Source organism: Brevibacillus sp. JB24b (assembly GCF_051713385.1).
In the GTDB taxonomy this organism is placed as follows: Bacteria; Bacillota; Bacilli; order Brevibacillales; family Brevibacillaceae; genus Brevibacillus_B; species Brevibacillus_B laterosporus.
Map to the genome: position 1 here is coordinate 3,049,612 of NZ_JBNVQV010000001.1, position 18,165 is coordinate 3,067,776.

4 protein-coding genes are annotated in these 18,165 nt (G+C 39.0%); all 4 read right to left on the bottom strand.

What is annotated here, in order from left to right; genetic code table 11:
- Positions 1-54 precede the first annotated feature (54 nt).
- Entirely contained in the window at positions 55-7,824 is a 7,770-nt protein-coding gene (locus ACQV1I_RS14220; RefSeq protein WP_236645774.1) for a non-ribosomal peptide synthetase, read from the bottom strand.
- 254 nt (positions 7,825-8,078) lie between these two features.
- Entirely contained in the window at positions 8,079-15,842 is a 7,764-nt protein-coding gene (locus ACQV1I_RS14225; protein WP_116333981.1) for a non-ribosomal peptide synthetase, read from the bottom strand.
- A gap of 28 nt (positions 15,843-15,870) precedes the next feature.
- A complete protein-coding gene (locus ACQV1I_RS14230; protein ID WP_116333982.1) occupies positions 15,871-16,839 on the bottom strand; it encodes a 2,3-diaminopropionate biosynthesis protein SbnB in 969 nt (322 codons plus the stop codon).
- A gap of 40 nt (positions 16,840-16,879) precedes the next feature.
- Positions 16,880-18,154, bottom strand: a complete 1,275-nt coding sequence (ectB, locus tag ACQV1I_RS14235) for a diaminobutyrate--2-oxoglutarate transaminase (protein ID WP_116333983.1) — start codon at positions 18,152-18,154, stop codon at positions 16,880-16,882.
- Positions 18,155-18,165: the final 11 nt, after the last annotated feature.

Consider the following 18,165-nt stretch of genomic DNA (forward strand, 5'->3'; position numbering starts at 1 on the left):
TTCCATGAATTGAATCAGGCAACACTTTTTTGAGTATACCGATCCTTGTGAAACTTAATAATTTTCTAAGATCATTGTAAGGAGTTTCATATAAGCATTAAGCAATTCTTTCATTTTTTCGCTTCTAAGCAATTGTTGCTGATAATCAAGACGGAGGTATATATTTTTGCTGCCCTGTTCAATTTCAAGCAGGATATCAAATATGTCATTCATCTCACTACGCTTCGTTGCAAGTCCTTTTCGGTAAAGTAACGGAGTAATAGTAAATGGTTCTTTGGTCATGACAAGTCCAGAGAGACTATCTGGCTCATATACCTTGATATCATCTTCCGCTTTCTGTTTCTGATGGACATAGCGGAACAACTCAGAAAAATTAGTCATTGAACTTATATCTGCGTCTAATGACATGAACTGATTTGGAGTTTGCATTAATAGCTGAATGGATAATTGTTTAGACCCACTAATTTGAGCGAGCAAAAACATATAAGTAGCAACAAATACATCCTCTATCGTCACTTGTTCTACTTCCGCCAATCGCTGTAATTTCATCACAGTAGCAGGATTTAATTCTGCTTCAAACAAAGAACCTGCCTCACTCATCTGATTACTAGCAAAATAATCACGGGCCATAGAAATGCTTGGTAAACTAAAGGTTCTAGCTTGCTCAATATCACCATGCATAATTAATGTAGCGATCTTATTAATGGATGGATAAGTGAACATATCAGTAACAGTCACATGATTGGGATATTTTTCATCCACACGGCTGTGCATTCGTACCAATAATAAAGAATTTCCACCAAGGTCAAAGAAATTATCGTGAATACCAAAGCCTGTAACTCCAAGTAATTCTTCCCAAATGGAAAGCAACACTTCTTCTACCTCATTTGAGGCCGCAACAAATGCAGTACCTGTAGAAAGTCTAGATGTGGTATTTTCGAGCGCTTTACGATCAGCCTTACCACTTGGCGTGAGCGGCATCTTCTCTATTTGTACAAAATGTGCCGGAACCATATACTCAGGAAGTGCTTCTTTTACAAACTCACGCAGAGGTGCAACCGAAAGCTCGGTTTGGGCGACAATATAGGCAATCAATATTTTATTGCCAAAAGTATCCTCGCTACTAAGAACAATAGCTTCCGTAATCTCTTCGTGGCTTTGTAATCGTTCTTCAATCTCCCCTAATTCAATGCGATATCCCCTAATTTTCACCTGATGATCAGATCGTCCCAAATATTCAAGCGTACCATCCTCACACCATCTTGCTAGATCACCTGTACAATACATTCTCACAGTACTGTCAGCATGAAACGGATCGGACACAAACTTTTCTGAGGTCAGCTCTGGCTGATGCAGATAACCTCTTGCTACACCATCCCCCGCTATACACAGTTCTCCTTGGACGCCAATGGGGACCAGTTTTTTATGTTTGTCTACAATGTAGATACTAGTATTTCCTATTGGCTGACCGATGGTTACTGTTTCTTTGTGAGTTAAATCAGCAATCGCGGAGTAAACCGTCGTCTCAGTAGGCCCGTACAAATTGAACAGCTTGGCCTGTGTGATGGCTTGCAGTCCTTTTAATTGAACAGTTGAAAAAGCTTCTCCACCGATCATAATGATTTCAAGCAGATGTAAGCTGTGATGACACTCCTTATCATTCATTAGGAGCTGAAGACGTGAAGGAGTGACTTGTATCATGCTTGTTTTATTGTTGATGATCAACCTGCTCAAGCGTTTAGGATCACGTTGTTCACTTTCCGTAGCGATAACTACAGTAACTCCTTTTAGCAATGGGACAAAGGTCTCCAACACTAGTACATCAAAGCTAATATTAGTAACAGAGACAAGCCTTTTTCCCTCTTCAAAAGGAATGATTTTTACAGCAGCTTCTATAAAATTATGCACACCACGATGCTCAATCATTACACCTTTCGGCTTCCCAGTTGAGCCAGAAGTAAAGCAAACGTAACAAAGTGAATGAGCAGCTATTTGAGTATTTATTGCTTGTGTAGGCTGTCTATTTATAATAGAAGCACCCTGTTGCTGCCTGCCTTGAATGTCCACATTCTTTTTCGTCAGGGAATCCTCTGGTAGACACTCTTTATCAATAGTAAATAATGCATCATATCGATATCGAGTTAACTCATTTTCAATGCTGTGTTCTTTTTGAGAAAAAGTAACATGTGTAACCTCGTCGTGCTTCAATAGCCAATCTTCTAGGAAAGAACGCGAGATAAACAATTCAGTTGTAAATTCTGTTTTTGTACGATGTTTATCATCATCACTCTGTGATTTCTTATGTTCCGTTAATGACTGTATCATCTGTTCCTTCAACGACAAATCCATAATGTCGCCAACAAATAAAACCCCATTTTTCCCCATCAACTCTAGTGCTTTTGCTAAAACAAAGCGTAAATAATTATGATTAGGAAAATATTGAATGACACTATTTAAAATCACTACATCAAAATCTCGTTCATCCAATTGATCAATTTCGTGAGCAGGTAAAGTGGTAAGTTTAATGTTAGAAACACCTTCATGCACCATTCTTTGCCTATTTTTCTCAATAATGACATCAGATAAATCAGTACCATAATAAGAACCAACATAGGGAGCTAGCTCAAACATAGTTAAACCTGATGAACATCCAATTTCCAAAACCCTCGTTCGAGAATTTAGATGAGGTTTTAGCTTATGCAGCACGTTTTTACTATACTCACTCATTTCCTCTAGTGAGAATGGTTGTCCCGTATAGCTACTTACCCAGCCGCCAATAGAAATCTCATCATCCCCGACTGAACCGATATGATTCCACAATTTCTGATCAAGCAGTTCGCTTGTTTGGCTGGAGTCAATGGAAGTAATCTCGTCTTTGTCAAGGCATACAAAGGTATGTAAAGTTGGACATTCCCATTGCAACGCATTAAGCTGATGGATAAAACGCGAAGTTGATAGGACAACACTTATGCTTGCTTCATTTACGATTATCTTTATTCGCTCATCGGGTAATACAGGATCAATTGGTACATAGGCAGCTCCTGCCTTCAGAATTCCAAGCATTGCGATTAAAATGAATTCAGAACGTTCAATAAGTATTCCAATTAATTGATTCGGTTGTACCTGATGATGCTCGAGTAAATAATGAGCGATTTGGTTAGCCTTATCATCTAATTTCTGATATGTAAGCGATCGTTCTTCACACATGACTGCGATTTGATTAGGAGTTAGCTTTACACGATCAGCAAATAATTGATGGATCGATTTATCCTGGTCATAGGACATTACCCTATCATTAAATTCAACGAGAAGCTGATTTTTTTCTTCTGGTAATAACAATTCCAGACTATCAAAAGTAAAATCAGGACTCTTCGTAACCTTTGTTAATAAATGAATAAAGTGTTTTACTAGTTGCTCTGCCGTTCTTTTGTGAAACAAGTCTTTACAATATTCTAGGCGGAAATGATATCGTCCTTCCTTTTCTTTTGCTTCAAGAGTTAGATCAAATTTAGATGTTTTATTTGGAAACTCCAATTGACTAATTGTCATATCATCTAAAGTCAGCTCTTTACTGTCCATATTCTGTAAGATAAACATGGTATCAAACAATGGATTTCTGTCTACATTCCGTTCAACATCCAGCTTTTGGACCAATTCCTCAAACGGATACTCCTGGTGTTCATAAGCTAACAATACGTTTTGTTTCACTCTTGCAAGAAAGGAAACGAAGCTATCCCCTTTTTCCACGCGATTACGGATCGGTAACGTATTTACAAACATCCCCATTACATTTTGCAAATCAGCATGTGTTCTCCCTGCAAATGGCGTTCCAATCACTTGATCATTTTGGCCTGAATATGTAGCCAGCAAGAAATGATATGTCGCAAGAAGTACCATAAAAGGAGTTACGTTGTTTTCTAAAGCAAATTGATGGATCGCGGCAGTCTCTTCTTTATTCAGCCTCATCAACACATGATCACCCATAAAGCTTTTTATTGGAGGACGGGCAAAATCGGTAGGAAGATGCAATATTGGAATTTCATCAGCAAATTGTGATAGCCAATACTGTTCTTTTTTATCCCATTCATCTGAAGCTACCTGTGAATTGTGCCAAACCGTATAATCTTTATACTGAATAGCCAATTCAGGTAATGACTTACCCGCGTATAAGCTCATGAATTCCTCAATAAACAATTCAATCGTTGATCCGTCTGATATGATGTGATGCATATCAACCAAGAGAAGATATTCTTCCTTCTCTATATGTACAAGCTTGACTCTTAAGAGCGGTGCTTGTTGCAGATCAAACGGCTGCACAAAAGATTCAACTATTTGGGTGATCAATACGGACCGATCTATTTCTGCATTCGCACTCTCCTGTAATGAGTACTCTGACATGGAGAACGTAACCTTCGGATGGATCTGTTGAACTACCTCATTATTTATAAAATGAAAAGATGTCCGTAAAGCCTCATGGCGATCCACTAGTTGACGAAATGCTTGTTCCATACGGTTACGATCTACGTTGCCCTTTAGTGAAATCATTCCTGGCATGTTATAGGTCGTTGAACCCTGTTCCATTTTATCTAACACAAACAATCTTTTCTGTGCAGAAGAAATCGGATAGTAATCTTGTACAGGTGCTTTTTCAATTTTCCCGTAATCTAAAGATGCTTCATTTTCTACCAATGACGCTAATTCTACAATTGTTGGTCTATTAAATACTGCTCGTAGCGAAAGCTGTTTGTTAGAGACTTTTCGTAATTTCGAGACAAATTGGGATGCTCTAAGTGAATGTCCACCCAGTTCAAAAAAATTATCATTGATTCCTATTTTTTCTACCTGTAAAATTTCACTCCAGATTTGCACCATTTTGAGTTCTAGCTCTGTACGAGGCGCTACGTATTCTACTCCTGTGTTGATGCTAATCCCCTCTGGAGCAGGGAGAGACTTACGATCAATTTTTCCATTTGGTGAATGAGGTAATTTATCTAACTGCATAAAATAAGAGGGAACCATGTAATTAGGAAGCTCAGACGACAAGCTTCTTTTTAGTTCATTTACCGTTAATTGCTTATCCGCCACAAAATAAGCGCACAAATGCTTGGTCCCATCTTGATCTTCCCGCGCGATTACGACAGCTTCTCTCACTTCTTTTATTTTCACAAGCTGTGCTTCTACTTCTCCAAGCTCAATGCGATAGCCTCGAACTTTAACTTGATGATCGATTCTCCCTAAGCACTCGATGGTTCCATCTGGGAGCCATTTTGCCAAATCGCCTGTTTTATGCATCAGGCTCCCTGGCACAAATGGATTTTCTACAAACTTTTTAGCCGTTAATTCTGGAAGGTTCCAGTAGCCCCTTGCTAGTCCTTCACCCGCAATACATAGCTCACCTGCCACACCTATTGGTTGAAGCTGATTTTGAGCACTTAAAACATAGAAGTATTTATTCATGAGCGGCTTACCGACTGTGATAGCCTCTCCTGTCTTTATTTCTGCTACAGATGACCAAACAGTGGTTTCCGTGGGACCGTACATATTATACAGTCGTGCCCCCGTGTAGGTACGCAAGGTTTGTAGCAATGAAACAGGTGGGGCTTCTCCCCCCAGCATAATCTCACGAACTCCCTCTAAACATTTGACACGCTCTGTGCCATGCATGGAAGACAATAACATTTGCATACGAGGAGGTGTCATTTGAAGCATATCAATTTTCTCTTTCCAAATGATTTCACTCAATACTTTCGGATCAGCCTGTTGAGCTTCACTAGCTATGACAACCCTTACCCCTTTACTTAGCGAAAGGAACGTTTCCAAAATGAATGGATCAAATGAAATCGTCGTAATACAAAGGATCGACTTCCCTGGAGAAAAATCAATTCGATCCGTAATGCCATCCACCTGATTGATAACTGATTGATGACTAATCATGACTCCTTTAGGCCTACCTGTTGAACCTGATGTGTACATAACATAGGCTAAATCAGATGGAGTACTAATCGGTTCAAGATTGGTTGTGAGATCCTGATAGGAAGATTCTTCATCCACAGCGAGACATTTTCCAGCAAAGGTGATTCTCTCTTGTAAATGACTATGTGCCACTACCAGTTTGGCACCCGTATCCTCTAGCATGTAGCGAATGCGCTCTTCTGGATACACTGGATCGATCGGGATATAAGCTCCCCCTGCCTTCAGGATTCCTAGTAGCCCAACCATCATGTCCAAGGAACGCTCGACCAAAATACCAACCAGTTGATCAGGTCCTACTCCTTCTGCTCTCAGAGTACGTGCCAATTGGTTCGCTCGCTCATTTAATTCACGGTATGTTAATTGCGCACCTTCATAGACTATCGCTACTTGATCCGGTGTACGCTCCACCTGACTCTCAAATAACTGGTGAATGGTTTGCTCTTGTAAATTATCTACTGTTGTATCGTTAAACTTCTCAAGGATCAACGTTTTCTCTTGAGGAGTTATCATCTTAATAGAAAAGAGGTTTGCATATGGGTCGTTTAGTATCTCTTCTATCATTTGTAGCACATGCCCAGCAATACGCTCGATGGTAGATTCGTCAAAACGATTTTGGTGATAAGTGATTCGTAATTCTACATCCTCTTTCATGACGATTTCCAAGCATAGCGGATAATTGGTTAATTCGTTCATCTCGTAGGACCGGACTGACAAATCGGAAAATTTGTTCATCAGGCTAAAATCAATCGGGTAATTCTGGACGATCATAATAGAATCAAATAACGATTCCTGGTTATCCAATTGAGTCCATTTTTTGACATCAACAAGTGGAATTGCTTCAAAAGCTTCTCGTTCTTTCACTTGTTGGTGAACCATTTGTAGCAAATCGATAATCGTCTCATCTGAACGGTTTTTTACACGTAACGGTAGTGTATTGATAAAGAGACCTACCATTTGATCGATCCCTTGAATCGGCGCTGTACGCCCTGAACTAGTTACACCAAACACAACATCCTGATTGTTATTATAGCGTTGTAACACCATGCCCCAAACTGTGTAAAAAAAGGTAGCGATTGTAATATTTTGTTCTTGTACAAATGTTTTTAAACGCTTAGTCAAGCTCTGTGTGAAACCATATGTATAGCTTTTCCCCTGTTTCGAAGCTTCAAGGTTATATTCTTTACGGGCAAGTACATCTGATTTTGTATCGAATCCATCAAGAAGGCTTTTCCAAAATAGAGTAACTTCTTCCTTCTCCTGCTGAGATTGACTCCATTTGATAAAATCTTTAAATTTACTTTTCTCTTTTGCCGTATTTTCCTGTCCTTCTTTGAGATTATGATAAGCTTGAAAAAATTCGCTAAGTAAAACACCATTACTCCATCCATCATACAGAATATGATGATTCGTAATAATCATTTCATAATGATTGTCCGTCAATTTACACAAAGTAATACGGAACGGTTCTATATGTAGATGTAATGGCTCTTGGAGGTCTTGTAGCTTTAGATTTGCAAGTTTTTCCATCTGTTGTTCTATAGGTACCATCGATAAATCAATCTGTCTAAAAGGTACTGGCTTATCCTTTAAAATGATCTGCACCGGTTTTTCTAAATTTTCCCACCGATAAATAGTTCGTAGCATCTCGTTCTGTTGCGCAATGTAATCCCATGCTTGCTTTATTAGTTCTGGTTGAACCCTGCCTTCTACATGTAGACACAATTGTTCATAATACTCTCTACTTTCAAGATTATATAAATAGTAAAACAATATTCCTTCTTGAGAAGGCGTTAATCCCAAAATTTCTTCTACGTTCGTTTTTTCAATCTTCATTGTTTTCCCCACGCACATCCACTCCTTTTGTACTCTTTTCGGCCTTCTATTCAGATATAGAATGTACCTATCTGCATAATTTCTTATGCTTTTTTTAGTAGGCATAGATAAATAAAGAAGTTGATGAAAAAAGAAAAAATTTCAACGCCAGAAAATTCCACAACTTAACAATATCATACAATTTAAAAATTTTCACTAATACTATAATAAATTAAGGAAGAAAGGTAAGACCATGGGTTTTATCCCAAGGTCTTACTACTTAGCAGTTTTATTTAGAAATGAAAGTTCAATTGATCAGAAATATCCATTTCAATCAGATCAATGGACTCAGTAATCTCCAAATCACATAATTTTTTATCTGTCTCAGTCACAATTATAGTAAGTAGCTTAAGAAAGGATTCTCCTAAAATGTTTATCGTAATATTTGAAAATAATGTATTGGCATACTCAAATTGAAATACTAGCTCCTCATCTGCTTCTATCGTAATGACACTGAGATCAAATTTAGACATACGGTATTTATAATCAAAGCGAGATATGGACAGCTTATCAGTAACATCATTACCTTCTGTGATGTAAGGCTCCTCAATATTTTGTAGTATAAACATCGTGTCAAACAAGGGATTCCTAGATTCATCATTTGCTGCATCTAGCTTTTCTACGAGCATGTCAAATTGATAATCCTGATTATCAAAGGCTTGTAATACATGCTCTTTAACTACAAGCAGGAACTCACTAAATGTCTGCTGAGTCTCAGATTGTAAACGTATGGCCAATGTATTAACAAACATGCCGATTACCTCTTCAAGATCTGCATGATGCCTACCAGCAATCGGTGTTCCAATAATGATGTCTTGCTGACGAGCATATTTTGATAGCAGCACGTGATATGCAGCAAGTAAAACCATGTAAAGTGTTGTACCTGTAGAACTGGCTAAGTTTCGCAATCCTAACGTCAATTCCTTACTAGCACAGAACTCAACATAACTACCCTCAAAGCTTTTCACTGACGGACGGGGATAGTCTGTTGGCAGTGCAAGCACAGGTAATTGACCAGTAAACTGATCCAGCCAGTATTTCTCTTGACTTTGCATGATCTCTGACATCAATAGTTTGTTTTGCCAAGCTGAAAAATCTTTGTATTGAATTCTTGGCTCTGGAAGTTGCTTCTCCTGATAGAACTGCACCAGTTCATCTAGCAAAATTGCTATGGATGATCCATCCATTATGATATGATGCATATCCAAGACAAGCACATGGTATCCCTCTTCCACCGTGACAACAAAAAGACGCAGTAGTGGTGCCTTGCCCAAGTCAAAAGGAGCCACAAGTGACTGAACAACGCTGTGAAGCTGTTCGTGTGTTGATGTTACTTCTTTCAAGTCTAGCTCTAGCTTGTCCTGAACATATTGAACAGGTTCTCCTTTTTCCCATCCGAAAGAAGTGCGAAGAATCTCATGACGCTCCACCAGTTTTTGAAGGGCTTGATGAAGGCGTTGTTTGTCCAGTTTCCCCTCAATAATAAACATGTTCGGAATATTATAGGCTATATTCTCTGAATCTCGTAGATTTACTATAAACATACGTTTTTGTGCAGAAGAAAGCTGGTATGCCTCTTGTTTTTTTACAGGTTGAATCATCGGATAAGCTTTATTGGCACTGTTCTCTACAACCTGTGCTAAATCCTTAATGATTGGGCTGTTAAAAATTTCACGCAGGGAGATATCTACCTGTAATTCTTTATTGATACGCGAAATAACCGTTGTTGCCTTCAGTGAATGCCCACCATTTTCAAAAAAATGATCTTCGATACCTATTCCACTCGTATCAAGCACACTTTCCCAGATAGCAATTATTTTTTCTTCAATTATGGTACGTGGTGCTACGTATTTGCTTTCTACAACATTACGATCAGGTTTTGGCAACGCCTTACGATCCACTTTCCCATTTGTAGTCAAGGGAAGCCTCTCCATTTTTACAAAGAAGGCTGGAATCATATAGTCAGGTAACGTATTTGATAAATGCCTTTTTAGTTGATTAATAGGGACATCTTGTTTCAACACTACATAGGCACATAAACTTTTCTGACCCCTTGTATCCTCAATATCCATTACTACCGTTTCCAAAATATCGGGATGATTGTTAATTTGGTTTTCGATTTCTTCCAATTCAATACGGAACCCACGAATTTTAACTTGATAGTCTTTACGTCCAAAAAACTCCAGTGTTCCATCAGAAAGCCAACGTCCCATGTCTCCCGTTTTGTAAAGTCGTACTCCTTTATGATCAGCAAACGGATCTTCCATAAATACTTTGGCGGTTCTTTCTGGATCATTCAAATATCCTCGTCCAACCCCTAAACCAGACACACAAATTTCGCCTTTAATTCCAACCGGGCAGAGATTCATTTTTTCATCAACAATGTAAATCTTAAAATTGTGCAAAGGTTTACCAATAGGAACGATTTCGCTTTGGGGCAACTGATCTAAGATATGAATCGTAACATCGTCTGATGCTTCACTAGGCCCATATGCATTCGCTAACGGAATATGCGGGAAGAGCTTAAACCATCTGGCTACCAAACTACGTTTAATTGCTTCTCCTGTGACGCTTACATATCGAAAACACTCTAGAGACAATTTGGTTTCTTCCACATGATCCAGCATAACGGACAAAACAGATGGAACAACTTGAAAGATATTTATCCGATCTTTAATAATCTTTTCAATGCAAGAGGTAGGCTCCATAGTCATCTGATTATCATAGATGATAGTAGTTCCACCCAAGATAATAGATGTAAAAAATTGCCACACAGAAATATCAAAGCAGTGAGAAGCAGTTTGGGCGATGCGGCAATCTTCACTCAACTTAAGTTGCTTTATCATCATGTGTAGATGATTGTTTAATCCGATATGCTCTACCATCGCCCCTTTTGGCTTACCTGTTGATCCTGATGTATAGATGATATAAGCAAGATGGTCAGGCTCAACGATAACACTTAGATTGTCTTTCCTTTCTTGATTGATGGCGTCCATTTGATCATCAATACAAATAATGGTACCCCTATAGTTCTGTATAATCTCTGGAGTAACAAATTTCGATGTAGTGATCAGTACCGCCGCCCCTGAATCTTCGAGAATACCTATAATTCGTTGTATGGGGTAGGCCGTATCAATAGGTATGTAAGCCCCACCTGCTTTCCAAATACCTAGGATACTTTCCATCATTGGGATGGAACGTTCTAAGAAAACAGCTATTATCTCTTCATTTTTCATACCGGTTCTACGGATAAAGCGCGCCATTTGATTGGCCCGAGCATTCAATTCTTCATACGTCATTTGTTGATCCCGATGTATAACAGCAATGTCAGTAGGTCGACATTCCACTTGCTTTTCAAATAATTCATGCGTGGTTTTGTCTAGTGGAAAATCACATTTTGTATCATTAAAATCCTCGAGAATTTGGATTTTTTCTTGTTTTGTCAACATATTTAGATCAGAAATTGGTTGCTCTGGAAGCTCCACAATGGATTCGAGCAGCTCCCGATAATGCTCCATCATACGGCCGATGGTAGCTGAAAAAAATATATCCATGTTATATTCTGCTACCAACAGCAGACCATCTGGATGCTCTGCAATATCAAATAAAAGATCAAACATAGACGTGCCTCTATCAATTTCCGGATGAATCAGTGTCTCATCAGAGAGTTTAAAATCGGTACGACGATTATTTTGCAATGTAAACATGACCTGAAAAATTGGGGTGATGTTTTTTGTACGTTCAGGTTGTAATACTTCCACTAATTTTTCGAATGGAACATCTTGATTGGAAAACGCTTCAAGAGTAACCTCGCGTACTTGTTTTAGAAGTTCAGTAAATGTTGGGTTATCGCTCAATTGAGAACGTAATACAATTGTATTAGCAAAGAATCCAATCATACCCTCTGTCTCTAAGCGTGTACGATTAGCAATTGGAGAACCAACTAATATATCGTTTTCTCCCGAATATCGACTAAGCAGTACTTTAAATGCTGAAAGTAAGGCCATATAAAGAGTCACGCCTTGACGTTTACAAAGAACATGTAATTTATTAACAAGTTCTTTCGGCATAACTAAAGTGTCACGCTGACCTGCGCCACTGGCTACACTTGGACGAGTCCGGTCTATCGGTAATTGTAAAACTGGTAAGTTCCCAGCCAACTGTTTTTTCCAATAGGCTAATTGTTGATTCATCACTTTACCATCTAGCCACTTGCGCTGCCATGCAGCAAAATCGGCATATTGTAGCTGCATTTCTGGTAAAGGAGAAGGTTTGCCTTGACTAAATGCTTCATATAAAACAGATAATTCGTGTGTAAATATCTGTAAGGACCAACCATCCATGATAAGATGATGCATGGTGTAATAAAAGACGTAACTCTCTTCATCTTTTTTAAATAATATGAAACGCACCAACGGACATTTCGTTAAATCAAACGATCGATTAGCATCCTCATTGGCCATATCGATAATGCGCTGATGGCGTTCTGGAGCAGGAACATCACTCATATCAATCAAAGGAATGCGAATGGATTGGAATGGATGACTGAGTTGATAAGGTTTTCCATCTTTCGAGATAAAACTGGTGCGCAAAATTTCATGTCGCCGAATGATCTCATTTACTGCACGCTCCAAAGCATCAATGTTTAAATTTCCTTTGAGTGTGTTTGCAACTGGGACATTATAGGTTGCACTTCCAGGTTCCAGTTGTTCAATAAACCAAACTCCTTGTTGAGTATACGAAAGGACAAGATCATCATCTCGTGAGACAGGAACCAGCGGAACGGATACCGATTGCTCTCCTGAAGATATGATGTGGTCAATCTGTTTTCCCATTGCTTGGATCGTTGGATTTTCAAAGAACGTTCGTAATGATATTTCTATATGAAAGGCATGGTATATTCTTGATAAAAGCTGAGTAGCAAGAAGAGAATGACCGCCACTATTAAAAAAGTCATCGATGATACTGATGCGACCAATTCCTAAAATTTCTTTCCAAAATTCGGATAGGATTATCTCTGTATCAGTAACGGGTTCAATAAACGGCGTATTCCCTTCCTCTCTTTCAAGAAAAGGAGCTGGCAATGCTTTTCGATCTACTTTTCCATTTGGTGTAACCGGTAGATGATCCAAATAGATAAACGTAGCAGGAATCATATGCATTGGTATTTTCTTCTCTGCAAAACTGCGTAACTCACTAGTGGTTACTACCCCTGGTTTGTAGGCAGTAAAATAGGCAATCAGTTGTTTGTTACTATTTTGATCTTCTCTCATCATTACTACCGCATCCCGAATTTCTGAATGCTGCCCCAAAACAGCTTCGATTTCACCTAATTCAATTCGGAATCCGCGTATTTTAACTTGATCATCCTCGCGTCCAATATAGCTTAAAGTGCCATCTGGCAAATAACGCACAATATCCCCAGTCTTATATAAACGATCCGTTTCATTTGAAGAAAATATATTTTTTATGAAGCGCTCACTTGTAATTTCGGGTCGATGTAAATATCCTAGTGCAAGACCAGGTCCCCCCACATACAGTTCACCCGGAACCCCGATAGGGACTACTTGTAAATATTGATCTAAGACATAGACTTGGGTATTAGCAATAGGCTTCCCGATTGGAATTGATAAAGCACCAGCCGCTACTTGAGTAACATGATGTGTTGTCGTAAACACTGTACATTCTGCTGGTCCATAGACATTAATTAACTTCTTCGGCTTACCTTTTTCTAAGGCTACTCTTACCCACTTAGGATCAGCAGCTTCTCCCCCAAATAAAACCGTAATGTTTGTAAACAGTTCAGGTTTTTCCCCTGCATATTGGTTGAACAAGGCAGTCGTTACTAACATCATAGTAATCCCATAATGATGAATTTCTTTCTGGAAAGCGTAAGGAGATAAAACAACATCTGGCGCAATGAGTACAAGCGTAGCCCCATGAAGCAACGTACCCCACAATTCAAAGGTAAATGCATCAAAGGACGTATTACTGATCTGCGCTAAACGATCAGTAGGCTCCCAATCTACATATGAATTATTTTTTACGAGACGATTAATACTCTGATGTGTGATCCTTGTACCTTTTGGGATACCTGTTGAACCAGAGGTGTAGATAACATAAGCCATATTCGTAGCAGTAGCGTTACTACTAGGTGTTGACAAGCTTTCTTGATCAAACCCCTGAACATCGCTATCAATTAACACTACTGTCATGTCATAGTCTGCAAACTGTTGATAATGAGACTCTTTCGTAATCAGCACAGTTAATTGTGAGTCCTGGATGATAAAGGAAATTCGCTCCCGAGGGTAGGTTAGATCAATCGGGAGATAAGCCGCTCCCGCTTTAAGAATAGCTAGGATGCCTATGATCATCTCTGGCGATCGTTCCATACTAATCCCTACGAGCGTGTCTGGCTGCACTCCTAATCGTTGAAGGCAATGAGCCATCTGGTTAGATTTCTCATGTAATTCTCGGTAGGTAAGCTGGATCTCTCCATCAATAATCGCAATTTGGTCTGGATATTGTCTGACCTGCGCTTCAAATAACTCTTGAACAAGCGCTTCACTAGGAAATGGAGTATTCGTATCATTCCACGCAGTAAGTAGTAAGTCACGCTCAGAATCATCTAACAGAGAAATCTGCCCAATCGAGATATCAGGATGAACCATAATATCTTTAAGCATTGTAGTTAGATGCTGTATTAATCGTTGGATCGTATCCTCTCTAAAGCGTTCTGTATCAAAAAAGATTGTACCTACTAACCCTGTTTCTCTTTGAGAAATAGTAAGAGCAAGCTCTGTATCATCAGTCCATGATGGATAATCTATCTCTCCCGTTACAAATAAAATTTGAAAGGCAGGTAGCTGATAAACCGAAAACTGCTGTTCAATTATGATAGCGTCTATTGTACGTTGAACGCGCCGAAGCAACTCAATGAAGCTAGGATTACCCGAAAAATCACTATAAATGGAGAGAGGAGAACTTTTATTAGGCTCATCCTGTCTTATCCATCCACTTAAAATGTCATTTTCGCCTGTATAACGGTGAAGAAGCAATTGCCAAACACTAAATAGCGCAACTGAAAGAGAGCTACCAGCTATTTCCGCTAGTTCTGTAAGTCGTTTGTTTTCCTCATGAGAGAGGGTAAATTCTTTATTCCCCCATTTAATGGGTGTAGCGTTTGAAAGTGAGTGTTCCACAGGTAGCTGTAATTTAGATACATTCGTATATGAACCTTTCCAATGCGTAAGGAGTTGATCCATTGATTGAAGTGATTCACCCGTTTTACTAGTAATCATGTGCAAAACGACGAATAAACGATTCACTACCTGTCCAATACTCTCTTCACTATACAGACCTGGGTGATAATCTAGTTGGAGTATTAGACCCTCATCATGTTTTTTAAAGTGAAACACCATGTCGGCAGTAATCGACTCTACACTTGCTTGATCATGTATCGTGTCAAGCAAAACGATAGTTCCAAAGTTCGGTCTACTTTTTTCTTCATTTGAAATCCCCAACAAGCCAGCAATTGATTTGTATGGCAGGTTTTGATTTTTCACTGCATCTGTTATCGTACCTTTTAATGTAGGGAGCACCTGTTTCCAGGTTAGTGAACGATCTAAATTAGAACGGATTGGCAAGATATTGGAAAAAGCCTGTTTATCATCCTCTTGTTGCTGAAAAACAGGCATCCCGACAATAATATCTGAATGCTGTTTGTATGTAGACAAAAGATACTTTATCCCCGCAAGAAGGAACATGTATATTCCATAGTCTGAGTTGTTACTCATTCGCTTGATAATTGCCACTATCGCAGGTGGAATTGGATAACTGACCGTATTCATGTCCTCTACTTTGTTGGCAATAGGGCGTGTTTCAAAGGGGAAACCACTAAAATCAGTGACTCCTTCCAATTGTTGAAGCCAATAGGAACGCTCTTGCTCAAATTGTCCGCTTGCTAGTAGAATATTATGCAAAAAATTGGTACTCATTGGAATCCCCCCATTTTACATGTTATGTTTATTCCAATAGTTGTCCTATCTTTAAGTCTTCTGCTTTTCTTACAAAATAATGTCCCATCGAAATATCAAAAACGGCCATACCCATGGGGTTAAACATAATATTCTGATCTTCACGGTAACTAGACATGGCATTGTCACAAACCACGTTAATAATGGATTTCGTGCCTTCCTTTTGTAAACCACAATACAAATGCATAGACTCTATATCTGTTTTTTCCCGACATACCTCTTCCCAGTTGTCTACAATGATTGAATCTTTTACATACGGAAAAATATCTGTAGTAAAATCACGTAACGAAACATTGAGTAGGAGAGAACCTGTCTTTGGTTTAGCATCAATGTATGGTGCTTTGGACACTGTGCATGTTATGAAGATATCTGAATTTTGGTAGGCTTCTTTCCACCCTTTAGCGATGATAACCTTATCTTTTACAGACGAGTCAATTGTCGCGATTTCAATTGGACTAAGATCATATAAGTAAATACTTTTAATTCGATCTCCTAGTAAAGCAGTAACCATCTTAAAGTGATATTGACCGATCGGACCCCAGCCGATAATACCAACTGTGATATCTTTGAGAGTGCGAACGTTATCATAATGTTTAATTATCATTCCACTAACGGAAGCTGTGCGGATGACGCTAAGTAAGGCTGTGTTAATAATAGCTTCTGGAACGCCATTCTTTGCATTATTTAGAATGGTGACACTGTGCGCTCGGGGAATACCTTGTTGAATATTATTCGGAAAGCTAGCAATCCACTTAATCCCTGCTTGATTAATCGTACCTCCCACAAAAGCAGGCATAGCGATAATTCGATTTTGCTCTTGCCCATATCGTAAATAAGGTTTTATCGGTTGGGCAAAGTCATCCTGCTGCAAGCATCTCACAGCCTGTTCAATAACAGAGGTCGTTTCATCCCAGTTCATTCCAATGGTAAGCAAGTCTTTTTCATGTAGATATCTCATTTGTAGATGATCTCCTCTCACTTTTTTGGATCTTGTCTGCTTATAAACTGCTCAAGCACTCCCTCATTGATTGTTGTAATATATCGCATCCTTTTTGTAATTCATTCCATTCAATGGTTAACGGAGGGAGAAGTTTAATCACTGTATCATTGCGACCTACACACTCGATGATTAAGCCACGCTCATAGCAACGCTTTGCTACTTTTTTCGCAACATTTACTCCTGAACCACTAACTCTAGCTACATCTACGCCCCAAATTAACCCCATTCCACGTATATCAATCTGGTCGTGCAAGCTAGCAATATGTTCATTTAAAAATTGTTTCACAAACTTTTCTTTATGTAGAACCTCTGCTTCTAATTGTTCCATTTCTCTGTAATGTAAGGCAGCTTCGGCAGCAACAAAGGCTAGTTGATTACCACGGAATGTTCCATTATGTTCTGCAGGTTGCCAAATATCTAATTCTGGTTTAAACAACAAGAGCGACATTGGCAAACCATAGCCACTAATAGATTTGGAAAGTACTACAATATCTGGAACAATAGGAGCTCTTTCAAATGAAAAGAAAGAGCCTGCTCGACCACATCCGATCTGAACTTCATCGCAAATCAATAGCACATCATGCTTGTCACACAATTGACGTAACCTCTGAAGCCACTGAGTAGGGGCAACGTTAATACCGCCTTCTGCCTGAATCGTTTCACAAATAATCGCAGCTGGTTTAGCAATACCAGAATGACTGTCGCTAATCATTTTATCGATATATTCAATCGTATCGAAAGAAAAATCAGTAGGGTACGGCATGAATGTGACTTGAGGCAAATCAACGCCTGCCGCCTGACGATTGTAACTATTGGCGGTAACAGACAAAGCCCCTAAAGACATTCCATGAAAGCCACCTGTAAAAGCAAAAATACCTGAGCGTTGTTTCGTCTTACGGGCGATCTTTAGTCCTGCTTCTACCGCATTTGCTCCAGTAGGTCCACAAAACATCACTTTATACTCCAAATTTCTGGGACGAAGGATCAAGTCATTAAACGTCTGCAAAAAGTTTTCTTTGGCAGAGGTGTGCATATCTAAACCGTGAGCAAGCCCGTCGGTTTCTAAATAGGCAATAAGCTTTTTTTTGATAAAATCATTATTATGCCCGTAGTTGAGAGCTCCAGCTCCTGCAAAGAAATCAATGAATTTTGCTCCCGACTTGGTATACATAGCTGAATTTTTTCCCTTTATAAAAACATCTGGAAAAGCTCTGCAATAAGAACGAACATTAGACTCTAGTTGTTCAAATATGGAAGTTGTTTGCGTAAGCATTGGGATTCTCC